23 protein-coding genes and 1 tRNA gene are annotated in these 25,734 nt (G+C 67.5%); 4 read left to right on the top strand and 20 right to left on the bottom strand.

The genetic code is table 11. The features are described 5' to 3' along the window. Position 1 precedes the first annotated feature (1 nt). The 12 genes from fabZ to rpsB form a co-directional block, all read right to left on the bottom strand. On the bottom strand, positions 2-469 hold the full coding sequence (fabZ, locus tag AC3WQY_RS01325) for a 3-hydroxyacyl-ACP dehydratase FabZ (protein WP_285232890.1): 468 nt from the start codon (positions 467-469) through the stop codon (positions 2-4). After that, a complete protein-coding gene (lpxD, locus tag AC3WQY_RS01320) occupies positions 466-1,524 on the bottom strand; it encodes a UDP-3-O-(3-hydroxymyristoyl)glucosamine N-acyltransferase (protein WP_492705152.1) in 1,059 nt (352 codons plus the stop codon). Before lpxD ends, fabZ begins: the two co-directional genes overlap by 4 nt. Before the next feature lie 4 nt (positions 1,525-1,528). Beyond that, on the bottom strand, positions 1,529-2,038 hold the full coding sequence (locus tag AC3WQY_RS01315) for an OmpH/Skp family outer membrane protein (RefSeq protein ID WP_492705150.1): 510 nt from the start codon (positions 2,036-2,038) through the stop codon (positions 1,529-1,531). After that, complete coding sequence (gene bamA, locus AC3WQY_RS01310; RefSeq protein ID WP_285232893.1) at positions 2,038-4,314, bottom strand: outer membrane protein assembly factor BamA; 2,277 nt, start codon at positions 4,312-4,314, stop codon at positions 2,038-2,040. The genes AC3WQY_RS01315 and bamA overlap by 1 nt, the downstream gene beginning before the upstream one ends. A 42-nt stretch (positions 4,315-4,356) precedes the next feature. Continuing rightward, complete coding sequence (gene rseP, locus AC3WQY_RS01305; protein ID WP_492705148.1) at positions 4,357-5,727, bottom strand: RIP metalloprotease RseP; 1,371 nt, start codon at positions 5,725-5,727, stop codon at positions 4,357-4,359. After that, positions 5,724-6,932, bottom strand: coding sequence for a 1-deoxy-D-xylulose-5-phosphate reductoisomerase (gene ispC / locus AC3WQY_RS01300; RefSeq protein WP_492705147.1), 1,209 nt, complete (start codon positions 6,930-6,932; stop codon positions 5,724-5,726). Before ispC ends, rseP begins: the two co-directional genes overlap by 4 nt. Continuing rightward, complete coding sequence (locus AC3WQY_RS01295; protein WP_492705145.1) at positions 6,929-7,777, bottom strand: phosphatidate cytidylyltransferase; 849 nt, start codon at positions 7,775-7,777, stop codon at positions 6,929-6,931. The genes ispC and AC3WQY_RS01295 overlap by 4 nt, the downstream gene beginning before the upstream one ends. A gap of 1 nt (position 7,778) precedes the next feature. Then, a complete protein-coding gene (gene uppS / locus AC3WQY_RS01290; protein WP_492705379.1) occupies positions 7,779-8,456 on the bottom strand; it encodes a polyprenyl diphosphate synthase in 678 nt (225 codons plus the stop codon). Between the two features lie 52 nt (positions 8,457-8,508). Next, positions 8,509-9,069 (bottom strand): ribosome recycling factor, encoded by a 561-nt coding sequence (gene frr / locus AC3WQY_RS01285; protein WP_285232898.1) that lies wholly within the window; start codon positions 9,067-9,069, stop codon positions 8,509-8,511. 48 nt (positions 9,070-9,117) lie between these two features. Beyond that, complete coding sequence (pyrH, locus tag AC3WQY_RS01280) at positions 9,118-9,828, bottom strand: UMP kinase (RefSeq protein ID WP_285232899.1); 711 nt, start codon at positions 9,826-9,828, stop codon at positions 9,118-9,120. Between the two features lie 105 nt (positions 9,829-9,933). Next, positions 9,934-10,830 carry a translation elongation factor Ts gene (gene tsf / locus AC3WQY_RS01275; protein WP_285232900.1) on the bottom strand — a complete coding sequence of 299 codons (897 nt, stop codon included), beginning with the start codon at positions 10,828-10,830 and terminating at the stop codon, positions 9,934-9,936. A 117-nt stretch (positions 10,831-10,947) separates the two neighbouring features. Beyond that, positions 10,948-11,694, bottom strand: coding sequence for a 30S ribosomal protein S2 (gene rpsB / locus AC3WQY_RS01270; RefSeq protein WP_285232901.1), 747 nt, complete (start codon positions 11,692-11,694; stop codon positions 10,948-10,950). 182 nt (positions 11,695-11,876) lie between these two features. Between rpsB and AC3WQY_RS01265 the strand changes: the two genes are divergently transcribed. The 3 genes from AC3WQY_RS01265 to AC3WQY_RS01255 are packed head-to-tail and all read left to right on the top strand — an operon-like array spanning position 11,877 to position 16,048. Continuing rightward, entirely contained in the window at positions 11,877-13,238 is a 1,362-nt protein-coding gene (locus AC3WQY_RS01265) for an amidase (RefSeq protein ID WP_492705142.1), read from the top strand. A gap of 1 nt (position 13,239) precedes the next feature. Then, positions 13,240-14,523: an FAD-dependent oxidoreductase gene (locus AC3WQY_RS01260; protein ID WP_492705140.1), complete on the top strand. Its 1,284-nt coding sequence runs from the start codon at positions 13,240-13,242 to the stop codon at positions 14,521-14,523. A gap of 10 nt (positions 14,524-14,533) precedes the next feature. Next, positions 14,534-16,048 carry an NAD(P)H-hydrate dehydratase gene (locus AC3WQY_RS01255; protein WP_492705138.1) on the top strand — a complete coding sequence of 505 codons (1,515 nt, stop codon included), beginning with the start codon at positions 14,534-14,536 and terminating at the stop codon, positions 16,046-16,048. On the opposite strand, the gene rnr is transcribed toward AC3WQY_RS01255, so the two are convergent. Then, positions 16,049-18,322, bottom strand: a complete 2,274-nt coding sequence (gene rnr, locus AC3WQY_RS01250; RefSeq protein ID WP_285232905.1) for a ribonuclease R — start codon at positions 18,320-18,322, stop codon at positions 16,049-16,051. Between the two features lie 118 nt (positions 18,323-18,440). On the opposite strand from rnr, the gene AC3WQY_RS01245 reads away from it, so the two are divergent. Beyond that, a tRNA-Leu gene (locus tag AC3WQY_RS01245) sits at positions 18,441-18,525 on the top strand. 195 nt (positions 18,526-18,720) lie between these two features. On the opposite strand, the gene AC3WQY_RS01240 is transcribed toward AC3WQY_RS01245, so the two are convergent. From AC3WQY_RS01240 to hflX, 7 genes are all read right to left on the bottom strand, one after another. Further along, positions 18,721-19,242 carry a phosphoribosyltransferase gene (locus tag AC3WQY_RS01240; protein ID WP_285232906.1) on the bottom strand — a complete coding sequence of 174 codons (522 nt, stop codon included), beginning with the start codon at positions 19,240-19,242 and terminating at the stop codon, positions 18,721-18,723. Positions 19,243-19,312: 70 nt separating this feature from the next. Further along, the gene (locus AC3WQY_RS01235; protein ID WP_285232907.1) at positions 19,313-20,650 is read right to left on the bottom strand and encodes an adenylosuccinate synthase; all 1,338 of its coding nucleotides are present in this window, start codon (positions 20,648-20,650) and stop codon (positions 19,313-19,315) included. 54 nt (positions 20,651-20,704) lie between these two features. Then, positions 20,705-21,868, bottom strand: coding sequence for an ATP phosphoribosyltransferase regulatory subunit (locus AC3WQY_RS01230; RefSeq protein WP_492705134.1), 1,164 nt, complete (start codon positions 21,866-21,868; stop codon positions 20,705-20,707). Positions 21,869-21,970: 102 nt separating this feature from the next. Beyond that, a complete protein-coding gene (locus AC3WQY_RS01225) occupies positions 21,971-22,159 on the bottom strand; it encodes a DUF2065 domain-containing protein (RefSeq protein ID WP_285232909.1) in 189 nt (62 codons plus the stop codon). Between the two features lie 24 nt (positions 22,160-22,183). Continuing rightward, positions 22,184-23,086: a protease modulator HflC gene (gene hflC / locus AC3WQY_RS01220; protein WP_285232910.1), complete on the bottom strand. Its 903-nt coding sequence runs from the start codon at positions 23,084-23,086 to the stop codon at positions 22,184-22,186. A gap of 18 nt (positions 23,087-23,104) precedes the next feature. Continuing rightward, the gene (hflK, locus tag AC3WQY_RS01215; protein WP_285232911.1) at positions 23,105-24,400 is read right to left on the bottom strand and encodes an FtsH protease activity modulator HflK; all 1,296 of its coding nucleotides are present in this window, start codon (positions 24,398-24,400) and stop codon (positions 23,105-23,107) included. Positions 24,401-24,402: 2 nt separating this feature from the next. Then, the gene (gene hflX / locus AC3WQY_RS01210; RefSeq protein ID WP_492705130.1) at positions 24,403-25,698 is read right to left on the bottom strand and encodes a GTPase HflX; all 1,296 of its coding nucleotides are present in this window, start codon (positions 25,696-25,698) and stop codon (positions 24,403-24,405) included. Between the last annotated feature and the right edge of the window lie 36 nt (positions 25,699-25,734).

Raw genomic sequence — 25,734 nt, 5'->3', positions numbered from 1 at the left:
CTCAGTCTTCGATACGGCGCATGGTGCACATCAGTTCGGCCTCGCAGGCCAGCTCGTCGCCCACAAAGGCCTTGCCGGTGAACTTGAACAGCGAGGCCTTGGCGCGCTCCAGCGTGACCTCGAACACCAGCTGATCGCCGGGCTCCACCGGGCGCTTGAAACGTGCGCCGTCGATGCCCGCGAAATAGCAGATGGTCTTGTCGTCGATCTGGCGGTCCAGGCTCACCACCGCCAGCAGCGTCGCCACCTGGGCCATCGCCTCGAGCTGCAGCACCCCCGGCATCACCGGACGCACCGGGAAATGCCCCGGGAAGAAGGGCTCGTTGATGGTGACGTTCTTGATCGCGCGGATGCGCTTGCCCTTCTCCACCTCCAGCACCCGGTCCACCAACAGGAAGGGGAAGCGATGCGGCAGCATCTTGATGATCTGGTGGATGTCGAAGCCGGTGTTGTCGGTATTGCTGGTCATGATTTTTTCTCGAGTGCGCGCAAGCGATCGCGCATGGCGTGCAACTGCCTGAGCGTTGCAGCGTTCTTTTCCCAGTTCGCATTCTCGTCCATCGGGAACACGCCGGTGTACTGGCCCGGCTTGCTGATGGAACGCGAGACAAAAGTGCAGGCCGACACGAACACGTGGTCGACAATGGTGATGTGGCCAACGATATTGGCCGAGCCGCCGATCATGCAGTGCTTGCCGATGCGCGTGCTGCCGGCCACGCCAGAGCAAGCCGCCATGGCCGTATGCGCACCGATGTGCACGTTGTGGGCGATCTGGATCAGGTTGTCGAGCTTGACGCCGTCCTCGATCACCGTGTTGCCCAGCGCGCCGCGATCGATGCAGGTCTGCGCGCCGATCTCCACGTCGTTGCCGATCACCGCCGCGCCCAGCTGCTCGATCTTCTCCCACTGGCCCTGGTTGGGCGCGAAGCCGAAGCCGTCGGCGCCGATCACGGCGCCGCTATGGATGATGCAGCGCGCGCCGATGCTGCAGCCGTGGCAGACCGTCACATGCGGCGCCAGCCGGGTGCCCGCGCCCACGCTGGCAGCACGCTCGACCACGCAGTGCGGCCCGATCACCGCGCCGGCACCGATCACCGCGCCCGCCTCGATGACCGCAAACGGGCCGACGCTGACGCCCTCACCCAGCCGCGCCGAGGGGTCGACAAAGGCGCTGGGGTGGATGCTCGCGACGCTGCCGCTGCGGCCGCGCGCGGCCCACCACTGCGTCAGGCGGGCAAAGTACAGATAGGGGTCGGGCGTGACCAGCGTGGCAGCGCCCGCCGCTGGTGCCGAACGTGCGACCGCGGCCTCGGCCATCGCCGGGGCCACGATCACGCAGCCCGCCTGGGTACTGGCCAGTTGCGCCGCGTAGCGCGGATTGGCGAGGAAGGCGATGGACTCGGCGTCGGCGTCTTCCAGCGTGGCGATGCGGGCTATGCGCGTCGCCGCAAGCGATTCGGCCGCACCAAGAAGATCGCCGCCCAAGGCGGCGATCAGTTCGGGCAGCGTGAGGACTGCGGCCACCGATTTACTTCTGCGCGTTGAGCGCGTCGATCACCTTCTTGGTGATGTCCACGCGGGCGCTGGCGTGCAGGGCGTCTTGCACGATCAGGTCGTATTTCTCGGCGTCGAAGATCTGCTTGATGACGCGGTTGGCGCGTTCCACCACCGCACCCAGCTCTTCGTTCTTGCGCTGGGTCAGGTCTTCCTGCCACTCGCGGCGCTTGCGCTGCAGGTCGCGGTCGGCTTCCACCAGATCGCGCTGACGGCGATTGCGCTCGGCCTCGGCCAGGGTCGGGGCGTCCTTCTCAAGCTTCTCGGCGGCACCGCGCAGCTTGTTCTCGGCGTCCTTCAGATCCTTCTCGCGCTTGCCGAACTCGGTTTCCAGCTTCAGCTGGGCGGCCTTGGCCAGATTGGCTTCCTTGAGCACGCGCTCGCTATTGATGTAGCCGATCTTCAGGTCTTGCGCTTGCAGGCCGAAGGCCGACAGCGACATCAGGGCGGCCGCGGCCACCGTCTTCAACAGCTTGCTGTTCATCAGAATGCAGTCCCGATCTGGAATTGGAATTTCTCGATTCTATCTGTGGGTTTCTTGCGCAATGGCACGCCATAGCTCAAACGCAGCGGGCCCATGGGGGAGAGCCAGCTGATACCCACACCTGCCGAGGAGCGCACGCTGGCCAAATCCAGCTTCTCATGCGATCCCCAAACGTTACCCGCGTCCATGAATGCGAACAAGCGGAAACTCTTGTCATTGCCCGAACCCGGCACCGGCACATAGAACTCGGCGTTCAGGTTGAACTTGCGATTGCCACCGGTGTAGGAGCCGGTCACGTCGACCGGGCCCAACGAGCCGGGCTCGAACACGCGCACCGAACCCAGGCCACCGCCGTAGAAGTTCTTGAAGATGGGATAGGGTCGGCCACCCAGACCGCCGCCCCAGCCCAGCTCGCCGTTGATGCCCAGCGAGAACTTGTGCGTCAGGTTGAAGTACTGCTGATGCTGCAGATTGGCGCGCCAGAAATGCGAGTCGCCCAGGGCGCTGAGCTCGACGTTGACGCGCTGGTAGCGACCCGCCGTGGGCGAGATCACGCTGTCGCGGCTGTCGTTGGCCCAACCGATGGTGAAGGGCACGGCCGTGCTGCTGGGGCCGAACTGGTTGCGGAACAGGAAGTAGTTGTTCGGCAGACCAGCCGAAGCCGTGATGCGCGTGAGTTCGTAGCCGATGCCGAAGAACACGGTGTCCAGCTCGGAGAAGGGCACGCCGAACTTCACCGAGCCGCCGTACGAGGCCAGCTCGTATTCCTCACCCAGGGTGTTGAGCGGCTTGGTGGTGCGGTAGAACATGTCGAAGGCGCGCGACACGCCATCCACCGTGAAATAGGGGTCGACGGTGGAGACCACCAGGGCGCGGCCGGTCTTGGCGGTATTGACCTCCAGCGCCAGGTAGTTGCCCGAACCGAACACATTCTCCTGGCGGATCGAGCCGGTCAGCGAAAGCTTCTGCGCGCTGGAATAGCCCGCACCGACCATGATGTTGCCGGTGGGCTTCTCGGTCAGCGTGAGCGTCACGTCCACCTGGTCGGGCGAGCCCGGCACCTCGGTGGTGTCGACGTTGACGTCCTTGAAATAGCCCAGGCGCTCGACGCGGTCGCGCGAATTCTTGATGCGCTGGCCGTCGTACCAGGACGACTCGAACTGGCGGAACTCGCGGCGGATGACTTCGTCACGCGTGCGCGTGTTGCCCGAGATGATGACGCGGCGCACATAGACGCGGCGCTGCGGCTCGGCGCTGAAGGTCACCACCACCTGGCCGGTGGCGCGGTCGATCTCGGGCCGGCTCTCGACGCGCGCAAAGGCATAGCCGAAGGTGCCGTACAGATCCTGGAAGGCGCGCGTGGTCTGGGCCACCGCTTCACCGCGGTAGGCCTCACCGGGCTTGAGCGCGATCAGGCGCTTGAACTCTTCCTCGCGGCCCAGGAAGTCGCCCTCGATCTTGACGGCGCTGACGGTATAGGGCTGGCCTTCGCTGACGGTGATGGCCACGCCGATGCTCTGCTTGTCGGGCGAGATCGTCACCTGGGTGGACTCGACCGCAAACTCCAGATAGCCGCGATTCAGGTAGTAGGAGCGCAGCGTCTCGAGGTCGGCGTTGAGCTTGGTGCGCGAGTAGCGGTCGGTCTTGGTGTACCAGGTCAGCCAACCCGAGGTGGTCTGCTCCAGCAGGCCCAGCAGCGTGCTCTCGGAGAACACCTTGCTGCCCTGGATGCGGATCTCGCCGATCTTGGCAGGCTCGCCCTCGGCCACCGTGAAGGCGACGTTGACGCGGTTGCGCTCCAGCGGCGTGATGGTGGTGGTGACCTCGGCGCCGTACAGGCTGCGCGTCAGGTACTGGCGCTTGAGCTCCTGCTCGGCGCGGTCGGCCAGGGCCTTGTCGAAGGGTTTGCCCTCGCCGATACCCACGTCCTTGAGCGACTTGGAGAGCGCCTCGGTATCGAACTCCTTCAGACCGACGAAGCTCACGTTGGCGATGATGGGGCGCTCTTCGATGACGACGACGACCGAGCTGCCATCGATATTGATGCGCACGTCCTTGAACAGGCCGGTGGCGAACAGCGCGCGCAGGGCGGCGGCACCCTTGTCGTCGTTGTAGTTGTCGCCGATGCGAAAGGGCAGGCTGGCGAACACGGTACCGGGGTCGGTACGCTGCAGGCCCTCGACGCGGATGTCCTTCAGCACGAAAGGATCAACGGCCCAGGCAGCACCCGATTGCAGCGTGGCGGCCAGCGCCAGGGACAACAAAGAGGGGCGCATAGGCGAACGCTTAGACAGAGATAGGGACATGCGTTGGAAGCTTCAATGCAGACCCAGCAAGCGGGTCACGTCGTTGGAAAGGGCCAGAGTCATCATCAGCAGCATCACGAACACGCCCACGCGTTGGAGCTGCGCTAGCCACCACTCGGAGACGGGGCGGCCGCTCAAACCCTCGAAAAGATAATACATCAGGTGTCCGCCATCGAGCATCGGCAGCGGCAGCAGGTTCAGCACGCCGAGGCTCACGCTCACCAGCGCGAGAAAGCTCAGGAAGGGCGTGATGCCCAGCTGCGCCGACTGCCCCGCATAGTCGGCAATCGTCAGCGGCCCGCTGAGGTTCTTCAGCGAGGCCTCGCCGATCAGCATGCGGCCCAGCGTCGTGAGCGTCATGCTGGCGACCTCCCAGGTGCGCTCGGCGCCCTTCATCAAGCCTTCAGCAAAGCCATAGCTGACCTTCACGAACTGCGGCGCGGCGCCCACCATGGCCTCGATGCGGCCGATGGTCTTGCCGGCGTCGTCCGCCAGGCGCGGCGTGACCTCGATGCTGAGCAGCTCGCCGGCGCGGCGCAGCTGCCACTGCATGGTGCGCGGCCGGCCATCCTGCACGGCCGCACGGATGCGCTCGCGCAGGCTGGCGGCATCCAGCACCGGCACGCCATCGACGCTCAGCACCTGGTCGCCCTGGCGCAGGCCGGCGGCGGCACCGGCACCGCTGGGCACCAGCGCGCCCAGCACCGGCTCGCTATAGGCGCCGCCCAGGCCCAGCTTGCGCAGCAGCGCGGCGTCGAGATCGCGGCCCTCCAGCGCATCGGTGTCCAGCAGCACGGCGCGGCGGCCGTGGCCGTCCTTGTCGCTCAGATTCAGGTACAGCTTGGCGCGTGCGCCCACCGCCTGCGTGAGCTGCCAGCGCAGCTCGGGCAGCGAGCGCAGCTCCTGCCAATCCTGGCCGTCGCGCGACACCGCCTGCACCCAGTCGCCCGCACGCATGCCGGCGCGCTCGGCCAGGCTGCCCGCCAGCGGCGCGCCCAGCACGGCCTTGGGCTCGTCCTGGCCGATCCAGTTCACCGCCGCCAGCAGCAGCACCGCCAGCAGCAGATTCGCGATCGGGCCGGCGGCCACGATGGCGGTGCGCTGCAGCAGCGGCCGGTTGTTGAAGGCCTGGGCGCGCTCCTCCGGCGCCACCGGCCCTTCGCGCTCGTCCAGCATGCGCACATAGCCGCCCAGGGGCAAGGCGCTGAGCGTGAACTCGGTGGCCTCGGGATGCTTGCGGTAGCGCCAGATGACGCGACCGAAGCCGACCGAGAAGCGCAGCACCTTGACGCCGCAGGCGCGCGCCACGCGGTAATGGCCGTACTCGTGCACCACGATCAGCACGCCCAGCGTGAGCACAAAGGCCAGCAGGGAGGTGATCATGATGCGCGCAAGGCCTTGATCAGGCCCTGGGCATGGCGGCGCGCGCGCGCGTCCAGCGCCAGCAGGCCGGCCACGCTGGCGCATTCATCGGCGGCGGGCAGCAGCTGCGCCAGCGCTTCGGCGTTCACGCGGTGGATATGGTCGAAGCGCAGGCCGCCGTCGAGGAAGGCCGCCACCGCCTCTTCGTTCGCAGCATTCAGCACGGCCGTCGAACCCTCGCGCGCGCGCAGCGCGGCCCAGGACAGGTGCAGGCCCGGGAAGCGGCGTGCGTCGGCCTCCTCGAAGCTCAGGCCCGGCGTGCTGAGCAGATCGAGCCGGCTGGCACCCGACTCGACGCGCTCGGGGAAGGCGAGCCCATAGGCGATCGGCACGCGCATGTCCGGCGTGCCCAGCTGGGCCAGCACCGAGTTGTCGCGACACACCACCATCGAATGGATGATGCTTTGCGGATGGATGATGACCTTGATCTGCTCGGGCGTCAGGTTGAACAGCCAGCGCGCCTCGATCACCTCGAGCGCCTTGTTCATCATGGTGGCCGAGTCGACCGAGATCTTGCGGCCCATCACCCAGTTCGGGTGTGCGCAGGCCTGCTCCGGCGTGACTTCGGCCAGGGTGCCGGGCTCACGGGTGCGGAACGGGCCGCCCGAGGCGGTCAGCACGATGTGATCGATGCGCTGGTGCCAGGTCTTGCGGTCCTCGGGCAGGCATTGAAAGATCGCCGAATGCTCGGAATCGATCGGCAGCAGCGTGGCACCGCCCTGCTCCACCGCCTGCATGAAGAGCGCGCCGCCCACCACGATGGCCTCCTTGTTGGCCAGCAGCAGGCGCTTGCCGGCGCGGGCGGCGGCCAGGCAGGGTGCCAGCCCGGCGGCGCCGACGATGGCCGCCATCACCGCATCCACCTCGGGGTGGGCAGCGATCTCGCTCAAGGCATCGGGCCCGTCCAGCACCTCGGTGCGCGCGCCCTGCTCGCGCAGCTTGCCGCGCAGTTCGGCGGCCAGGGCCTGGTCGGGCAGCACGGCATAGCGCGGCCGGTGCTGCAGGCATTGCGCCAGCAGTGCATCGACCCGGCTCATCGCGCTGAGGGCAAACACCTCGTAGCGCTCCGGATGACGCACCAGCACATCCAGGGTGTTGACGCCGATCGAGCCGGTGGAACCCAGCACGCTGACGCGTTGCCGGCGGTTCATGGAGGGTGCGCTCATATCAGCTTGGGAAGGGAACTCAGGGCCAGGGCCAGGGGGAACACGGGCAACAAGGCATCGACGCGATCGAGCACGCCGCCATGGCCGGGCAGCAGTTGGCTGCTGTCCTTGGCACCGACCGCGCGCTTGATGAGGGACTCGAACAGATCTCCCACCACGCTCATGGCCGCGAGGAAGAACAGCGCCAGCAGCGATACCGGGCCCAGGCCATGCGCCAGCAGGCTGAACAGGCTCGGCGCATCGACGTGGAAACGCGCGTCGATCACATGCACCCAGATCACGCCCAGCAGCAGCACGCCCAGCATGCCGCTCCACACGCCCTCCCAGCTCTTGCCGGGGCTGATGGCGGGCGCCAGCTTGCGGCGGCCGAAGGCCTTGCCGCCGAAGTAGGCGGCGATGTCGGCCATCCACACCAGGCAGAAGATCGACAACAGAAAGTTGATGCCCTGGGCCTTGGCCTGTGCCATCGCCAGCCAGGCCGCCCACAGCGCCAGGCCGCCCAGCACCAGGCGCAGCGCGCGCGAGACCTTGGGCCAGGCCGCCGGGCCGCCGCGCAGGGCCAGCGTGCCGCCCAGCACCCAGATGCCACCCGCCAGCCACCAGCACCAGCTGGGCGGCGCCTGCAGCTGCAGCGCCCACAGCGTGGCACCGCAAGCCGCGGCGATGACGGCACCGAAGCCCCAGGCGCCGGCACCCGGCAGGCCGTTCAGCCGCGCCCACTCCCAGGCGGCCGCGCCGATCATCGCCAGGGTCAGCAGGGCAAAGGGCCAGGGCGACGCGGCGAACAGCGCCGGCAGCAGGATGGCCAGCAGGACGATGGCGGTGATGACACGCTGTTTCAGCACTTCAGGCCTCTTGGGGTGAGAGCTTGACCCCACCGAAGCGCCGGTCGCGCTCGCGGAAGGCCTGGATGGCGGCGTCGAGCTGGGCTTCGCCAAACTCGGGCCAGAGGCAGTCGGAGAACACGAACTCGGTGTAGGCCACCTGCCAGAGCATGAAGTTGCTGATGCGCACCTCGCCGCCGGTGCGGATGAAGAGATCCGGGTCCGGCGCATAGCTCATCGCCATGAACTCCGACAGCTTGGCCTCGGTGATCTGCTCGGCCGGCACGCCCGCCTTGATGGCCGCCTTGGCGGCCTGCACGATGTCCCAGCGGCCGCCGTAGTTGAAGGCCACATTGAGCGTCAGCTTGGTGTTGTGGCGGGTCGCGTTCTCGGCCTCGTTCCAGGCATTGCGCAGCTTCTCGGAGACCGCCTCGCGGTCGCCGACGATGCGGATGCGCACGCCCATCGAGCCCATGCGCGCCAGGTAGCGCGACACCGCCGCCAGCACCAGCCCCATCAGGCCCGAGACCTCGTCGCTGGGGCGCTTCCAGTTCTCGCTGGAGAAGGCAAACACCGTCAGGTATTCGATCTCGCGATCGATGCAGGCCTGCACGATCTTCACCAGCGCATCCACGCCCTGCTTGTGACCGAAGAAGCGCGGCAGAAAGCGCTTCTTGGCCCAGCGCCCATTGCCATCCATGACGATGGCGACATGGCGGGGAACCGCCTTGCTTTCGCTAGTCACGGGCTGGTCAGACGGCGAGGATCTCGGCTTCCTTGCCCGAGGTCAGCTTGTCGATCTCGACGATCACGCGATCGGTGAGCTTCTGCACCTCGTCGAGGCTGCGGCGCTCGTCGTCCTCGCCGATCTCCTTGTCCTTCAGCAGCTTCTTGGCCTGCTCGTTGGCGTCGCGGCGCAGATTGCGCACCGCCACCTTGGCATCCTCGCCGGCATTGCGCACCACCTTGGTCAGGTCGCGACGGCGCTCTTCGGACAGCGGGGGCATCGGCACGCGGATCAGGTCGCCCTGCGATGCGGGGTTCAGGCCCAGATCGGACTCGCGAATCGCCTTCTCGATCTTGGCGCCCATGCCTTTTTCCCAGGGCTGCACGCTGATGGTGCGGGCGTCCAGCAGGCTCACATTGGCCACCTGCGAAATCGGCACCATCGAGCCGTAGTAGTCCACATGCACCTGGTCCAGGATGCCCGGGTGGGCACGGCCGGTGCGAATCTTGTGCAACTCGTTCTTGAAGGCCTCGACGGACTTGGCCATCTTGGCTTCGGCGTTCTTCTTGATGTCTGCAATGCTCATGATCTCAACCTCAGTAAAGCCCAGTGCCATCTCAACGGCTTGCGCCGCTCAGACGTGCACCAGCGTGCCCTCATCCTCGCCCATCACCACGCGCTTGAGCGCGCCCGGCTTGAAGATGCTGAAGACCTTGATGGGCAGCTTCTGGTCGCGGCAGAGTGCGAACGCGGTCGCGTCCAGCACCTGCAGATTCTTGGTGATGGCCTCGTCGAAGCTGATGCGCGCATAGCGCGTCGCGGACGGGTCCTTCTTGGGATCGGCGGTGTAAACGCCGTCCACCTTGGTGGCTTTCAGCACGATCTCGGCACCGATCTCGGCGCCGCGCAAGGCGGCGGCGGTATCGGTGGTGAAGAAGGGGTTGCCGGTACCGGCGGCGAACACGACGATCTTGCCCTCTTCGAGGTACTGCAAGGCCTTGGGGCGCACATAGGGCTCGACCACCTGCTCGATGGCGATGGCCGACATCACGCGCGCCGTCATGCCTTCCTGGCGCATCGTGTCGGCCAGGGCCAGCGAATTCATCACGGTGGCCAGCATGCCCATGTAGTCGGCGGTGGCGCGGTCCATGCCCACCGAACCGCCGGCCACGCCGCGGAAGATATTGCCACCGCCGATCACGACGGCCACTTCCACACCCAGCTTGGTGACCTCCTGGATCTCACGCACCATGCGCACGATGGTGGCGCGGTTGATGCCATAGGCGTCGTCGCCCATCAGGGCCTCGCCGGAGAGTTTGAGCAGGATGCGTTTGTGCGCGGGCATTCGTACCTCGTCTAAGCGTTGGGGTTGCCGCGTGTCCAGGCCTCGTGAACCCAGCCGCAGGCACAAGTGTAAAGGGCGCCTAGTGGCGCCCTTTTCTGGGGAGGCTTACTGCCCCTTGGCAGCAGCCACCTGGGCGGCCACTTCGGCCGCGAAGTCGTCCACCTTCTTCTCAATGCCTTCGCCCACCACATACAGGGTGAAGCTCTTCACATTGGTGGCCTTCTCCTTGAGCATGGCAGCCACGGTCTGCTTGCCGTCGGCGGCCTTCACGAAGACCTGGTCCAGCAGCGAGACTTCCTTCAGGAACTTCTGCACCGAGCCCTCGACCATCTTGGCGACGATCTCGGCGGGCTTGCCGGACTCGGCAGCCTTCTCGGCAGCGATCTTGCGCTCCTTCTCCACCAACTCGGCCGGCACATCGGCCGACGACAGGGCAGCCGGCTTCATCGCGGCGACGTGCATGGCGACGTCCTTGGCGGCGACATCGTCACCCTCGAACTCGACCATCACGCCGATGCGGGTGCCGTGCAGATAGGAGGCCAGCTTGTTGCCGGCGGCATAGCGCTGGAAGCGGCGGATCGTCATGTTCTCGCCGATCTTGCCGATCAGGCCCTTGCGCACGTCTTCCACCGTCGGGCCGAAGCCTTCTTGCGACAGCGGCAGCGCCGACAGGGCGGCCACATCGGCGGGCGCCTCGGTAGCGATCAGGCCGGCGATGGCGTTAACGAAGGCCAGGAAGGCGTCGTTCTTCGACACGAAGTCGGTTTCGCAGTTCACTTCCACCAATGCGCCGGTCGCGCCCACCACGGCCGAGGCGACCACGCCTTCGGCGGTCACGCGCGAAGCGGCCTTGCCGGCCTTGTTGCCCAGCTTGACGCGCAGGATCTCCTCTGCGCGGCCCAGGTCACCCTCGGCTTCGGTCAGGGCCTTCTTGCACTCCATCATGGGTGCATCGGTACGGGCGCGCAGTTCGGCGACCATGCTTGCGGTAATAGCAGCCATCATCAATCTCCATCGAGCGCAGGGTAGGCAAGACCTGACCCCACGATTAAACCAATTCAGTACCCGGCTTGCGAAAAAGGGGCTGAATCAGCCCCTTTGCCTGGGTGCGATTGCGCTTTAGGCGCCTTCGCTGACTTCCACGAACTCGTCACCGGCGGGTGCCACGGCTTGCAGCACTTCGTTGGTGGCATTGGCGCGGCCTTCCAGCACGGCGTCGGCGACGGCGCGGGCGTACAGCGCCACGGCCTTGGCCGAGTCATCGTTGCCGGGGATCACGTAGTCGATGCCTTCGGGCGAGTGGTTGGTATCGACGATACCGATCACGGGGATGCCCAGCTTCTTGGCTTCGGCCACGGCGATCTTGTGGTAACCCACGTCGATCACGAACATGGCGTCAGGCAGGGCAGCCATGTCTTGGATGCCGCCGATGTTCTTTTCCAGCTTGGCCAGATCGCGTTGGAACAGCAGGGCTTCCTTCTTGATGGCGGGCTGGGTGCCGGCATCAACCTGGGCTTGCATGTCCTTCAGGTTCTTCAGCGAACCCTTGACGGTCTTGAAGTTGGTCATCATGCCGCCGAGCCAGCGCTGGTCGACGTAGGGCATGCCGGCGCGCTGGGCTTCCAGGGCGATCACTTCGCGTGCTTGACGCTTGGTGCCGATCATCAGGATGGTGCCGCGCTTGGCCGACAGCTGGCGCACGAACTTCATTGCTTCCTCGAACGCGGGCAGCGTCTTCTCGAGGTTGATGATGTGAATCTTGTTGCGATGGCCGTAGATATACGGGGCCATCTTGGGGTTCCAGAAGCGGGTTTGGTGACCAAAGTGGACGCCGGCTTCCAGCATCTCGCGCATCGTAACGGACATGTAAATACTCCGAAGGTTGGTTCTAAAATCCGGCTCGAATCGTTGCCCGGTGCGCCCTCAACTGAGAGCCTGACCGAAGCAGCGACACCTTTCGAATGCCGGGTTTGCGATTAGTTTTGCTGAACTGACGCACCGAAAAATTCGAGCGCCATCCGGCAAAACCCAAAGAGTATACACGATCCATGCCCCTGGACCTAAGCGGCGCCCTGCAGCGCCTGCGCGATGGCCGCAGCACCTCCCTCGAATTGATGCGCGAGAGCCTGGCGGCAGCGCGTTCCGACGCCTGCCAGCAGGTGTTTGTGCGCGAGTTCTTCGACACCGCCCTGGCGAGTGCCGAGGCCGCCGACCTGCTGCGCCGCAGCGGCCAGCCGGGCAACCCGCTGCAAGGCCTGGCGATCAGCGTCAAGGACCTGTTCGACGTGGCCGGCCAGCCCACCAGCGGCGGCTCGGCGTCGCTGCTGGATGCACCTATTGCGGCCGCGGATGCCGCCTGCGTGGCGCGGCTGCGCCGGGCCGGTGCAGCCTTCATCGGCCACAGCAACCTGAGCGAATTCGCTTTTTCCGGCGTGGGCATCAACCCCCACCATGGCACGCCCCTGAACCCGGTGACGCGCGCCCTCGACGGCAAGGCGCGCGTCCCTGGCGGCTCGACCTCGGGCGGCGCCGTCAGCGTGGCCTGCGGCGCGGCCTGGGCGGCGCTGGGCTCGGACACCGGCGGCTCGATCCGCATCCCCGCCGCCCTGCAAGGCCTGGTCGGTTTCAAGAACACCGCACGCCTCACGCCCAACGAGGGCTGCATGCCGCTCTCGACCAGCCTGGACACCAGCTGTGCCATCACGCGCTCGGTGCGCGACGCAGCCCTGCTGCACGAGCTGCTGTCGGGCCAGGTCTTGCCTCAGGCCGCCCGCCCGCTCGCGCGCTGGCGCCTGGGCGTGGTGCGCGAGCTGATGCAGGACGCGCTGGAACCGGCGGTGGCGCGCGCCTTCGAGCGCGCCCTGCAACGCCTGCGCGCAGCCGGAGCACAGATCGAGGAGCTGAGCCTGGCGCCGCTGCAGGAGCTGCCGGCCTTGCAGGCCCAGGGCGGCTTGCCGGCCGCCGAGAGCTGGGCCTGGCATCGCCAGCGCCTGCAGACGCGCGAGGCCGCGTACGACCCGCGCGTCGCGCTGCGCATCAAGCGTGGCGCGGCCATCTCGGCCGCCGACTACATCGATCTGCTGCAGGCGCGCAGGCGTTGGATCGCTGCGATGCAGGCCGCGCTGCAGGGCGTCGACGCCCTGCTCAGCCCGACCGTGCCGATGACCGCGCCGGAACTGGCGCCCTTGCTGGCCAGCGACGACGCGTTCTTCGCAACCAACGCCCTGCTACTGCGCAATACCTCGGTGGTGAATCTGCTCGATGGCTGCGCGCTGAGCCTGCCTTGCCACGAGGCCGGCGAGCTGCCGGTGGGTCTGATGCTGTGGAACAGCGCCCTGCGCGACGCCGATCTGCTGGCCATTGCCGCGCAGATCGAGCCCCTGGTATCGCCCTCGATCGGAGGGCATTGAGATGCGCATTGCCATCATCGGCGCCGGCATTGTCGGCGTCACCAGTGCCTACGAGCTGGCCGCGCAAGGCCATGAAGTCACCGTGTTCGAGCGCCATGGCAGCGTGGCCTCCGACGCCAGCTTTGCCCATGGCGGCCTGCTGCACCCGGGCTGGCCAAGCGCGCTGCAAGCCACAGGCAGCAAGCTGGCCCAGCCGGCCTGGCACTGGTCGGCCTGGCGCGCGCGCAGGCACAAGGCCCATGCCGAGCACCAGCTGCAGGCGCAGCGCCTGGCCTTGCTGAGCCAGGCCCGCTTGCAGCATTGGCGCCAGGAGCTGCGGTTGGACTATGAGCGCGCCGACGGCGTGCTGCTGCTGCTGCGCACGGCCCGCGAGCTGAAGGCGACGCAGGCCGATGCCCCGGCGCTGGAGGCCCTGGGCATCAAGCACGAATGGCTGGACGGGTCGCAATGCCTGCGCGTCGAGCCGGGGCTGTGCCCCGATACCGCGCTGCAGGGCGGCCTGTATCTGCCGCAGGCCGAGGTCGGCAACGGCCGGCAGTTTGCGCATCTGCTGAAGGCCGAGGCGCAGCGCCTGGGCGTGCGCTTTCGCTTCCACACCACGGTGCGCCGCATCGACGCCGGCGGCGCGCCCGGCCTGCTGCACGAGTACACGCCGCCCGCCCAGGGCACGAGCGCGATCGCGCGCGCCGACGAAGCCCGCGCCGACAGCGGCCCCGACACCGTGCCGATGCCCATGGAGCCGCAGCAGGAGCGCTTTGATGCCATCGTGGTGTGCGCCGCCATGGGTGCCGACGCGCTGCTGCGGCCGCTGGGGCTGAAGCTGCCGATGGCCACCCTGCACGGCCATTCCATCACCGCCTCGCTGCGCCAGTTCGAGGCCCATCCCGACCTCGGGCCGCGCGCCGGCCTGCTGGATCTGGCGCAGCGCACCAGCCTGAGCCGGCAGGGCCTGCGTGTGCGCGTGGCCGGCGCGATGGCGATGGGCGCAGCCCCGGCGCGGGCGCCGGCCAACGCCATGGCCGATCTGCACAAGGTCTTGCACGACTGGTTCCCCGGCGCCGCCCACCTGGCCTCGGTGCAGGCCTGGAGCGGCAGCGTCCCGCTGCTGCCGGATGGCCTGCCCCTGCTGGGCGAAAGCGGCCAGGCCGGCATCTGGCTCAACCTCGGCCATGGCACCAGCGGCTGGACCCTGGCCTGCGGCAGTGCGCAGGCCCTGGCCGAGCGCATCGCCGGGCGCGCCGCGCCCACGGAAATCAGCGGCCTGGGCCTGCTCAGGCTCGGCTAGAGTCGGCACCATGATCAAGGTCCTGCCCGCCAGCACGGCATTGGCACTGCACGGCCAAGCCAGCTGCCGCGCGCTGGAGGCCGCCGCGCAGGCCGGGCTGCCGGCGCACCGCCTGATGGAGCGCGCCGGCCTGGCCGTGGCCAAACTGGCGCGGGCGGTCGCGCCGCTGGCGCGCAGCGTCTGGGTGCTTTGCGGCCCCGGCAACAACGGCGGCGACGGCCTGGTGGCCGGCCGCCTGCTCGCCGTCGCGGGGCTGCGGGTGCATCTGACCCTGCTCAACGAGGGCAAGCCCCTGCCCGCCGATGCCGCGGCCGCACTGCACGCCGCACAGGCGGCCGGGCTGGCGATACATGGCCAGTTGGCGGACGCTCCCGCCGCGCCGGACCTCGTCATCGATGCCTTGCTGGGCCTGGGGCTCAGCCGCGCGCCCAGCGCGCCGCTGGCCGAGGCCATCGCCCTCATCAACCGGCAGTCATGCCCGGTGCTGGCGGTGGACCTGCCCAGCGGCCTGCAGTCCGACAGCGGCGCGCTCGCCGGCGCCGAGGCGGTGCGCGCGCAGCACACGCTGGCGCTGCTGAGCCTGAAGCCCGGCCTGTTCACCGCCCAGGGCCGCGCCCACGCGGGCGAGATCTGGTTCGATGATCTGGGCGCCACACCAACCCAGGCCGCGGATGCCTGGCTGAACTCCAGCGCGGACCTGCGCGACTGGCAGACGCCCGGCTCGCACAGCAGCCACAAGGGCAGCCAGGGCGATCTGCTGGTGATAGGCGGCCAGCCAGGCATGCGCGGCGCCGCCTGGCTGGCCGGCAGCGCCGGCTTGGGCGCGGGCGCCGGCCGGGTCTATGTCTGCCTGCTGGAAGACAGCGAGAAAGAAGCCCCCTGGCCGCCACGCCCCGAGCTGATGCGCTGGCCCGAGGCGCGTCTGGCCTCGCCCGAACACTGGCAAGACCTGACCCTGGTGTGCGGCTGCGGTGGCGGCGCGGCCGTGCGCGGCGTGCTGCCCGCCCTGCTGGCGCGTGCCACCCGCCTGGTGCTGGATGCCGACGCGCTCAACGCCATCGCCGCCGATCCATCCTTGCAAGCCCTGCTGCGCCTGCGCGCGGCGCAGGGCCTGGCCAGCATCCTGACCCCGCACCCGCTGGAGGCCGCACGGCTGCTTGGCCGCAGCGCGGCCGAGGTACAGGCCGATCGGCTCGGTGCCGCCACCGCGCTCGGCGAGCAGTTGCAGTGCACCGTGATCCTGAAGGGCTCGGGCAGCATCATCGCCAGCCCGGGCGAGTTACCCGCCGTCAACAGCAGCGGCAATGCCGCGCTGGCCACGCCCGGCAGCGGCGACGTGCTGGCCGGCTGGCTGGGGGGGCTGTGGGCGCGCCGCCCTCAAGCGCAAACACCGGCACATGCACAGGCACTCGCGCGCAGCGCCGCCTACTGGCATGGCGCGGCCGCCCAGGGCCTGCATGGCCCCTTGCGCGCCGCCGACCTGATCGAGCGCATGCATGCCCTGCATGCGCCCGGCCCCGCCTGATCAGCGCCGCTTGCTGCGCGGCCGCGGCTCGGCCGCGCCACGCGCCGTCTTGCGCGCCGCCTTGATCGGATGCGCCGGTGCCGCGCCCTTGCCGCCGGCACCGCCGCGAGCCGCCGGCTTGCCGCCCTTGCGTTCGGCCTTCAGCTCGCGATCGCTGCGCTTGACCTGTTCCAGCGCCTCGACCGCCGTGACCGGCGCAGCCACAGCCGCCGCATGGCCATGCTTGTCGCGCTGGGCGCGCGCCACGATGCGCGCTTCCTCGCTGTCGCGCACGAGACGGAAGTCGATCTTGCGGCCATCCAGGTCAACGCGGCTGACCTGCACCTGCACGCGCGCGCCGGTGGCGTAGCGGATGCCGGTGCGCTCGCCGCGCAGCTCCTGCCGCACCTCGTCAAAGCGGAAATACTCGCCGCCCAGCTCGGTGATGTGGATCAGGCCCTCCACATAGAGCGCCTCGAGCTGCACGAACAGGCCGAAGCTCGTCACCGCACTGACCGTGCCGGCGAACTCCTCGCCCAGATGCTCGCGCATATAACGGCACTTGAGCCAGGCCTCGACGTCGCGCGAGGCTTCGTCGGCACGCCGCTCGTTGGCGCTGCAATGCGCACCCGCGACTTCCCAGCGCTCCAACTCGGTGGAGGCCAGCGCCGGATCCAGGGGCTTGGCGCGCCCCGGCCGCTTGGGCGGCATCGGCACCTTCATCTTGCTGGCATCCAGCAAGTAGCGCTTGCCCATCAACATGGCCTTGATGACGCGATGCACCAGCAGATCGGGATAACGCCGAATCGGGCTGGTGAAGTGCGTGTAGGCCGCATAGGCCAGGCCGAAGTGGCCGGCATTGGCCGAAGTGTAGTTGGCCTGCTGCATCGAGCGCAGCAGCATGCTGTGGATCTGGGTCGAGTCGGGCCTGTCCTTGGTGGCCTGGGCAATCGCCTGGTACTCGCCGGGCGTAGGGTCATCGCTCAGGCCCAGCCCCAGCCCCAGCGCACGCAGATAGGCCTGCAAGGCCATGCGCTTCTCGGGCGTGGGGCCCTCGTGCACGCGGAACAGGGCATGGTGCTTGGCATCGGTGATGAAATCCGCGGCGCAGACGTTGGCGGCCAGCATGGCCTCCTCGATCAGGCGATGCGCCTCGTTGCGCACGCGCGGCATGATCTTCTCGATACGGCCGTTGTCATCGCAGACGATCTGCGTCTCCACCGTGTCGAAGTCCACCGCGCCGCGCTTCTGGCGATCCGACAGCAGCGCGCGGTAGACCTCGTGCAGATGCAGCAGATGCGGCACCAGTTCGCTGCGCTTGGCCGCTTCGGGGCCATGCGTGTTGCCCAGCACCGCCGCCACTTCCGTGTAGGTCAGGCGTGCCTGCGAGCAGATCACCGCGGGATAGAACTGGTAGGCGTGGGTGGCGCCCTCCTCGGTGATCAGCATGTCGCAGACCATGGCCAGGCGATCCTGCTGCGGATTCAGCGAGCACAGGCCATTGGAGAGCTTCTCCGGCAGCATCGGGATGACGCGGCGCGGGAAGTAGACCGAGGTGGCGCGCTCGTAGGCGTCCAGGTCCAGCGGCTCGCCGGGCTTGACGTAATGGCTGACGTCGGCGATCGCCACCAGCAGGCGCCAACCCTTGAAGGCGCTCTTGCCGCGACCCTGCTTGTGCGGCTCGCAATAGACCGCATCGTCGAAGTCGCGCGCATCCTCGCCGTCGATGGTGACCAGGGCCACGTCGCGCAGGTCGATGCGCTGCTTGAGGTCGGCAGCGCGCAGGCGATCCGGCAGCTTGCCGGCCTGGGTGAGCGTCTCGGCGCTGAAGGCATGCGGCACCTCGTATTTGCGCACCGCGATCTCGATCTCCATGCCGGGGTCGTCGATCTCGCCCAGCACCTCGACCACGCGCCCCACCGGCTGCGAATACAGCGAGGGCGGTTCGGTCAGCTCAACCGAGACGATCTGGCCCGCCGCCGCATTGGCGATCGCGTTCTTGGGGATCAGGATGTCCTGGCCAAAGCGCTTGTCTTCCGGCGCCACCAGCCAGATGCCGCTCTCCAGCAGCAGGCGGCCGATGATGGGTTTCTTCTTGCGCTCGAGGATTTCCAGCACGCGCCCCTCGGGGCGGCCGCGCTTGTCAAAGCGCACCACACGCACGCGCAACCGGTCGCCATGCATCACCGCGTGCATTTCCTGCTGGGACAGGTAGATGTCGGTCTGACCCTCGTCCGGAATCAGGAAACCGTGGCCGTCACGATGACCTTGCAGCGTGCCCTCGACCTCGCTCAACAGCGCGCCCTGGCTCGGGCTTGCGGACTTGAAATTTTTGATGATAGAATCCTTCTCTTTCCTGAAACGCCGGAACCTAGAACGACTTCAACAGTCACTTCAAAGTTCTCTGGACCTTGCCCAGGTGGCGGAATTGGTAGACGCACTAGTTTCAGGTACTAGCGGGTAACTCCGTGGAGGTTCGAGTCCTCTCCTGGGCACCACGATTCACATGGATCGTCGGGTTGTAAGTTGGAAGATCGAATGGCTGCATGTTGCAAAGCATGTGGCCATTTTGCTTTGTGGCGCGGGGAATTGCTGCACCCTCGCCCTCTTGCCGGCAACGAAACTGGCGATGAAACAACAAAACCAGCGCAACGGCTGGTTTTGTTGTTGGGGCCATGTGCTGCGCCAGGGGCTCAGACCACGAATTTCTTGGCCAGCGCGTCCGGGCGCATATCGTCGTATTCCTCGAAGGGCTGGTGGATCCAGGGGCTGGTATCCAGCATCTCGACGTAATAGTCGGGCGTGTAGCTGGACACGCCTTTGGTCCAGATCACCGCCGAGCGCAGCTCGCTGATCGAGGGCATGCCGCGCAGGCGCTCGACCACGGCCTTCAGCGTCACGCCCGAATCGGCCAGATCATCGACCAGCAGCACACGGCCGGCCAGTTCGCCCTTGGGCATGGTGATGTACTTGGCGATGTCCAGGCGGCCCTGGATGGTGCCGGCCTCGGCGCGGTAGGAGCTGGTGGACATGATGCCCAGCGGCTTGTCGAACACGCGCGAGAGCACGTCGCCGGGGCGCATGCCGCCACGCGCCAGGCACAGGATCTGGTCGAACTGCCAGCCCGAGGCATGCACCTTGAGCGCCAGGCGCTCGATCAGCATGTGGTATTCGTCCCAGGACACGTACAGGTGCTTGCCGTCGTCGGTCAACATAGAAAAGGTCTCCTGCTTGGATTCTTGATGATGCTGTGCGGGGTCAGGTCTTGCTCAAACTGGCAGGCCCTCAGGCCTTGTAGGGATGGCGCAAGAGGATGGTGTGCTCGCGGTCGGGGCCGGTGGACACCATGTCGATGGGCGCACCGATCACCGCCTGCACGCGCTCCAGATAGCGGCGCGCGTTCAGCGGCAGCTTGTCCCACTCGGTCACGCCGAAGGTCGACTCGGTCCAGCCCGGGAAGGTCTCATAGACCGGCTGGCAGGCCGCGATCTCGTCGCCGTCCAGCGGCAGGATGTCGAGCGTGCGGCCGTCGAGCTCGTAGCCCACGCACATCTTGATCTCGGCCAGGCCATCGAGCACGTCGAGCTTGGTCAGGCACAGGCCGGTGATGCCGTTGATGATGATGGAACGCTTCAGCGCGGCCGCATCCAGCCAGCCGCAGCGGCGCGCGCGGCCGGTCACGGTGCCCTTCTCCTGGCCCACGGTGCTGAGGTGATAACCCACCGTGCCTTCCTTCTCCCACTCCAGCTCGGTCGGGAACGGGCCCGAACCCACGCGCGTGGTGTAGGCCTTGGTGATGCCCAGCATGTAGTGCAGCATCTGCGGGCCCACGCCGGCGCCGGCGGCGGCATTGCCGGCCACGCAGTTGCTGGAGGTCACGTAGGGGTAGGTGCCGTGGTCGATGTCCAGCAGCGTGCCCTGGGCGCCCTCGAACAGGATGTTGGCGCCGGCCAGGTGGGCCTTGTGCAGCATATAGCCCACGTCGGCCATCATGGGCTTGAGCACCTCGGCCATCTTCATGGCCTGGTCGTAGATGGGCTGGAATTCCAGCGCCTTGCCGTTCAGGTAACCGGTCAGGGCGAAGTTGTGCAGCTCCAGCAATTCCTTGAGCTTCTTGGCGAAACGCTCGGGATGCTTGAGGTCCTGCACGCGCAGGGCACGGCGCGCCACCTTGTCCTCATAGGCCGGGCCGATGCCCTTGCCGGTGGTGCCGATCTTGCCGCTGCCGCTGCTCTCGCGCAGTGCCTCGCGCGCCTTGTCCACTTCCACATGGAAGGGCAGGATCAGCGGGCAGGACTCACTGATGTAGAGGCGCGAGCGCACTTCCACGCCGGCCTTCTCCAGGCGCTCGATCTCGGACAGCAGATGGGTGGGATCCACCACCACGCCATTGCCGATATAGCAGGCCACGCCGTCGCGCATGATGCCCGAGGGGATCAGCTGCAGCGCCGTCTTCACGCCCTTGATGACCAGCGTATGGCCGGCATTGTGGCCGCCCTGGAAACGCACCACGCCGTCGGCGTGATCGGTCATCCAGTCCACCACCTTACCCTTGCCCTCGTCGCCCCACTGGGTGCCCACGACGACCACGTTGCGGCCACGCGCGATTTCACTGCTGCTCATTTTCTTGCTCGTCCAATGCTGTGTTGTTACCGGCGGAGGGGCTGGATCAGGCGATCACAGCGCGCGCACCACCCACTGACCGTCAACGCTGACCAGTTCGCGGTCGCAATCGAATTCGTCATTCTCGTGTTCGTGCCCCGGCAGCACGCAGACCACCGTGGCGCCCTCGGCGCGCAGGCGGCGGATCGCCGCACGCAGGCCGGCATCCTCACCCCAGGGGGCGCGCACCGCGGCGCTGAGCGCCGTCTCGGGGCACAGGCCCACCAGGGTCTTGAGGTCCAGGCTGAAGCCCACCGCCGGGCGGCGGCGGCCAAACACCGCGCCCACTTCGTCGTAGCGGCCGCCGCGCAGCACCGCATGACTGCAGCCTGGCACATAGAGCGCAAAGCGCATGCCGCTGTAATAGGCGTAGCCGGTCAGATCGGAAAGATCGAAGCCCAGGTGCAGCTCGGGATGGGTCTGGCGCACATGGCTGGACAGCCACTCCAGATCGCCCAGCGCCGCGCTGATGAGCGGATGCGCGGGCAATTGGGCGCGCGCCTGTGCCAGCACCTCGACGCCGCCATACAGCGACAGCAGGGTCTGCAGGCCCGCCGCCACCGGCGCGGGCAGGTCCGAGCTCAGCGCCTTGAGCGCGGCCGCATCCTTGCTCGCCAGCGCCGTCACCACGGCGTCCAGCAGATCGGCGGAAAGCTTCACATCGCCCAGCACGCCGCGCACCAGGCGCGCGTCGCCCAGATCCAGGGTCACCTCGCGCAGGCCGGCGCGCTGCAGCGCATCGATCGCCAGTTCCTGCACCTCCAGATCGGCCTCCAGGCCGGCATGGCCGTAGATCTCGACGCCGAATTGCAGCGGCTCGCGCGTCGCATGCAGGCCATCGGGCCGGGTGTGCACCACCGGGCCGCAGTAGCACAGGCGTGTCACGCCGGCACGGTTGAGCAGATGCGCATCGATGCGCGCCACCTGCGGCGTGGTGTCGGCGCGCAGACCCAGGCTGCGACCCGAGAGCTGGTCGACGAGCTTGAAGGTCTTGAGATCCAGTTCGCGACCGGTGCCGGATAGCAGCGACTCCAGATGCTCCAGCAGCGGGGGCATCACCAGTTCGCAACCGTAGGTCCGCGCCATGTCCAGCAATTCGCGGCGCAACTCTTCGATGCGGCGGGCTTGGGACGGCAGGACGTCAGCAATGTGCTCGGGCAGCAGCCAAGCTGAGGACATGGACGTATTGGGGGGGATTAAAAACGGCATTGTACCGGCAGGCCACGGCCTGCCCGGCAATAGCCCGCCATCGCGGTCTGCGATGGCGCCACAACAACAGGCTCAGCTGTAGAGCACGTAGAGCAGCAGCAGGCCCATCAGCATGCTGGAGAGCCCGACGAAGCGGATCTGCCCGTCGGTCATCGCCAGCACGCGCAGGAACACCTGCCGCCACAGCGTCGGATTGAGAAACGGCAGCAGGCCTTCGATCACCAGCATCAGCGCCAAGGCGCCCAGCAGCAGATCCGACATGGGCTGGAAGCGGCTGCGGCTGGCTTACTTGCGCGGCGGCGTGGCAGCGGCGGCTCCACCCGGCCCGCCGTTGCGCATGGCCTTGAAGAACTCGCTGCTCGGATCCACCACCATCACGTCCGACTTGTTGCGGAAGCTCGAGCGGTAGGCTTCCAGCGAGCGATAGAACTGTGCGAACTGCGGGTCGCGGCCGAAGGCTTCGGCATACAGGGCCGAGGCCTTGGCATCGCCCTCGCCCTTGATCTTCTGCGCGTCGCGATAGGCCTCGGCCACGATCACTTCGCGCTGGCGGTCGGCGTCGGCGCGGATCTTCTCGCCATCGGCACCACCGGTGGAGCGCAGTTCATTGGCCACGCGGGCGCGCTCCGACTTCATGCGGTTGTAGACCGACTCGGTGATGTTGGCCGAGAAGTCCACGCGCTTGACGCGCACATCGACGATCTCGATGCCGAACTGCTTGGCCTCGTCGGAGAGCCGCTTCTGCACGTCGTTCATGACCTTCTCGCGCTCGGTGGCGAGCACCGCGCGCACGGTGCGCTTGGTCACTTCCTCGTTGAGCGCCGCCTGCACGATGGGGCTGAGGCGGTTCTCCAGATTGCGCATGTCGGCGCCGCTGTTGCGGATGAACTGACGCGGATCGGAAACGCGCCACTTCACCAGCCAGTCGATCACCAGGCTCTTCTTCTCGGCGGTGAAGATGGGGCGCGACTCGGGGCTGTCCAGGGTCTGCATGCGGCGATCCAGGAACACCACGTTCTGGAAGGGCGGCGGCAGCTTCCACTTCAGGCCCGGTTCGGTGACCACTTCCTTGATTTCGCCCAGGGCGTAGATGACGGCGAACTGGCGCTGGTCCACGATGAAGAGCGTGGAGCTCAGCAACAGAAAGGCGACGAGCGCGCCGGCAACGATGGAGGCAATGCGGTTCATGTTCTTGTTTCCTCCCGATCAACGACCGTCGCGGTCACGGCTGCGCAGGCCATCGCGCGAGCGCACATCGCTGGTCTGTGCGGGTGCACTGCCATCGGTAATCGGCGCCGGCAGCGGCGTGCTGCTCGTCACCGTGCCGCCGGACTGCTGGATCAGCTTGTCGAGCGGCAGATAAAGCAGGTTGGAACCCGAGCGGCTGTCCACCATCACCTTGCTGACGTTGGAATAGACCTGCTGCATGGTGTCGATGTAGATGCGGTCACGCGTCACCGCCGGGGCCTTCTGGTACTCGGCCAGCACGCTCTTGAAGCGCTGCGCGTCGCCCTCGGCCTGCGCCACCACGCGCGCCTTGTAGCCCTCGGCCTGCTCGCGCAACTTGGCGGCCTCGCCCTGCGCCTTGGGGATCACGTCGTTGGCGTAGGCCTCGCCCTCGTTCTTCAGGCGCTCGCGGTCGGCGCCGGCCTTGAAGGCATCGTCGAAGGCCGATTGCACCTGCTCGGGGGCCTGCACGTTCTGCACGTTTACATTCACCACCAGGATGCCGGCCTTGAGGCGGTCCAGCTGGGTCTGCACCGACTTCACCAGGTCGGCGGCGATGGCGTCGCGCTGCTCGTACAGCACCGAATCCATATTGCTCTTGCCGACGATCTCGCGCACCGCCGATTCGGCCGCCTGCACCACCGCCTCGTCGGGGCGGAAGTTCTCGAACAGGTACTCGCGCGCATCCTTGAGGCGGTACTGCACGGTGAAGCGGATGTCGACGATGTTCTCGTCCTGCGTCAGCATCGACGAGTCGCGCAGGCCGGTGGCCTGCACCACCGCATTGCGCCCCACCTCCACCGAACGAAGCTGCGTCACCGGCACCACCTCGTTGGCCTGGAAGGGGTAAGGCAGGCGGTACTGGATGCCGGCATCCACCGTCTTGCTGTACTTGCCGAAGGAGGTGATCACCGCCTGCTGGCCTTCCTGCACGATGAACACGCCACTGGCCAGCCAGCCCAGCGCCACCACGCCGGCAATCAGGCCCATGCCGATGCCGGCGCTCTTGATGTCGGGCTGGAAGTTGTTGTTGCCGCCACCGCCGTTATCGGGGCCGCTGCCCTTGCCGCCGCGGCCGCCGAACATGCCCGAGAGCTTGCGGTTGAAATCGCGCCAGAGCTCATCCAGGTCCGGCGGGCCGTCGTTGCGGCCATTGTTCAGATGGCGCCCGGCGCGCCAGCCGGCCGGCGTCAGCAGCCGCGCCAGCAGGGCACGCGCCGCCTGTGCCGTCGCGGTGAAGGGCGTCTTGGAGCGCGCGCTCGCGGAGTGATTCATGCTCATGCCTGTGTAGGGAATGCGGCCGAGTCGTCATTCTCGGGCCAAATGGAGGGGTCTCCGGACGGCAAACCTTGCTCATCTGGGGCCGCGGCCGGCGAGTTCAAGTCCGCCGGGGTCACATCTTGCCCCGCCGGGAGCTCGGCCATACTGCTCATCGCGGCCACGATCTGCTGGCGCAGCACATCCAGGCCCTCGCCGGTCAGGGCGCTGACGAAGACACGCGAGACGCGTTCGCCGCCGTCACGCTCGATCCAGTCCTGCGGGCTGCGCGGGCGCTGGTTGTCCTCGAGCTTGTCGAGCTTGTTGTAGACCAGGATCTGCGGAATGTCGCCGGCGCCAATCTCGGCCAGCACGCGCTCCACCTCCACCATCTGCTCATCCAGCACCGGCGAGGCGGCATCCACCACATGCAGCAACAGGTCGGCATCCGCCGCCTCCTGCAGCGTGGCCTGGAAGGCCTCCACCAGCTTGTGCGGCAGGTCGCGGATGAAGCCCACGGTATCGGACAGCGAGACGCTGGCGCCGGCGGCCTCGAGGTAGAGCGAGCGCGTGGTGGTGTCCAGCGTCGCGAACAGCTGGTCGGCCGCATAGGTGCGGGCCTTCACCAGCGCATTGAAGAGCGTGGACTTGCCGGCATTGGTATAGCCCACCAGCGAGACCTTGAACACGCCGTTGCGGCTGCGCGCGCGGCGCTGCGTGCTGCGCTGGCGCTGCACCTTCTTGAGCCGTTCCTTGATGGTCTTGATGCGCTCGTCGATCATGCGGCGATCAAGCTCGATCTGCGCCTCGCCCGGGCCACCGCGCATGCCGATGCCGCCGCTCTGGCGCTCCAGGTGGCTCCAGCGCCGCACCAGGCGCGTGGCCAGGTATTGCAGGCGCGCCAGCTCCACCTGCAGCTTGCCCTCGTGGCTCTTGGCACGGGCGGCGAAGATCTCCAGGATCAGCGCGGTGCGGTCGGCCACCGGCACGCCCAGCACGCGTTCCAGGTTGCGCTGCTGGGCCGGCGAGATCGCCTGGTCGAACAGCACGGTATGGGCCTGGTGGGCGTCCACCAGCAGCTTGATCTCGTCGGCCTTGCCGGAGCCGACGAACAGCGCGGCATCGGGCGCCTGGCGGCGCGCCACCACGCGCGCAACGGCGGTATCGCCGGCGGATTCAGCCAGCAGGGCCAGCTCGTCCAGGGTGGGGTCGAAGGCGCCGGCGTGATGGCCGCTACGGCCGAAATCAACGCCCACAAGAATGGCGCGCGCCCCCGCGAGGGGCGGCGGCGACTGCGGAGATGTGGAAGAACTCAAGGTGTTGAGTGATCGCGCTCACGCCTTGTGGGCGCG

The sequence above is a fragment of the Roseateles sp. FW301-B2 genome, assembly GCF_058788955.1.
The sequence above is the reverse complement of the archived record's forward strand: the minus strand, read 5'-3'. Positions and strand labels throughout refer to the sequence as shown.

Excerpts from the sequence above, each read along its gene's own strand:
- fabZ (WP_285232890.1), bottom strand. The coding sequence starts at position 469 with ATGACCAGCAATACCGACAACACCGGCTTCGACATCCACCAGATCATC.
- AC3WQY_RS01315 (WP_492705150.1), bottom strand. The coding sequence starts at position 2,038 with ATGAACAGCAAGCTGTTGAAGACGGTGGCCGCGGCCGCCCTGATGTCG.
- bamA (WP_285232893.1), bottom strand. The coding sequence starts at position 4,314 with ATGCGCCCCTCTTTGTTGTCCCTGGCGCTGGCCGCCACGCTGCAATCG.
- rseP (WP_492705148.1), bottom strand. The coding sequence starts at position 5,727 with ATGATCACCTCCCTGCTGGCCTTTGTGCTCACGCTGGGCGTGCTGATC.
- ispC (WP_492705147.1), bottom strand. The coding sequence starts at position 6,932 with ATGAGCGCACCCTCCATGAACCGCCGGCAACGCGTCAGCGTGCTGGGT.
- uppS (WP_492705379.1), bottom strand. The coding sequence starts at position 8,456 with ATGGATGGCAATGGGCGCTGGGCCAAGAAGCGCTTTCTGCCGCGCTTC.
- frr (WP_285232898.1), bottom strand. The coding sequence starts at position 9,069 with ATGAGCATTGCAGACATCAAGAAGAACGCCGAAGCCAAGATGGCCAAG.
- pyrH (WP_285232899.1), bottom strand. The coding sequence starts at position 9,828 with ATGCCCGCGCACAAACGCATCCTGCTCAAACTCTCCGGCGAGGCCCTG.
- tsf (WP_285232900.1), bottom strand. The coding sequence starts at position 10,830 with ATGGCTGCTATTACCGCAAGCATGGTCGCCGAACTGCGCGCCCGTACC.
- rpsB (WP_285232901.1), bottom strand. The coding sequence starts at position 11,694 with ATGTCCGTTACGATGCGCGAGATGCTGGAAGCCGGCGTCCACTTTGGT.
- AC3WQY_RS01265 (WP_492705142.1), top strand. The coding sequence starts at position 11,877 with ATGCCCCTGGACCTAAGCGGCGCCCTGCAGCGCCTGCGCGATGGCCGC.
- AC3WQY_RS01260 (WP_492705140.1), top strand. The coding sequence starts at position 13,240 with ATGCGCATTGCCATCATCGGCGCCGGCATTGTCGGCGTCACCAGTGCC.
- AC3WQY_RS01255 (WP_492705138.1), top strand. The coding sequence starts at position 14,534 with ATGATCAAGGTCCTGCCCGCCAGCACGGCATTGGCACTGCACGGCCAA.
- AC3WQY_RS01240 (WP_285232906.1), bottom strand. The coding sequence starts at position 19,242 with ATGTTGACCGACGACGGCAAGCACCTGTACGTGTCCTGGGACGAATAC.
- AC3WQY_RS01235 (WP_285232907.1), bottom strand. The coding sequence starts at position 20,650 with ATGAGCAGCAGTGAAATCGCGCGTGGCCGCAACGTGGTCGTCGTGGGC.
- AC3WQY_RS01230 (WP_492705134.1), bottom strand. The coding sequence starts at position 21,868 with ATGTCCTCAGCTTGGCTGCTGCCCGAGCACATTGCTGACGTCCTGCCG.
- AC3WQY_RS01225 (WP_285232909.1), bottom strand. The coding sequence starts at position 22,159 with ATGTCGGATCTGCTGCTGGGCGCCTTGGCGCTGATGCTGGTGATCGAA.
- hflC (WP_285232910.1), bottom strand. The coding sequence starts at position 23,086 with ATGAACCGCATTGCCTCCATCGTTGCCGGCGCGCTCGTCGCCTTTCTG.
- hflK (WP_285232911.1), bottom strand. The coding sequence starts at position 24,400 with ATGAATCACTCCGCGAGCGCGCGCTCCAAGACGCCCTTCACCGCGACG.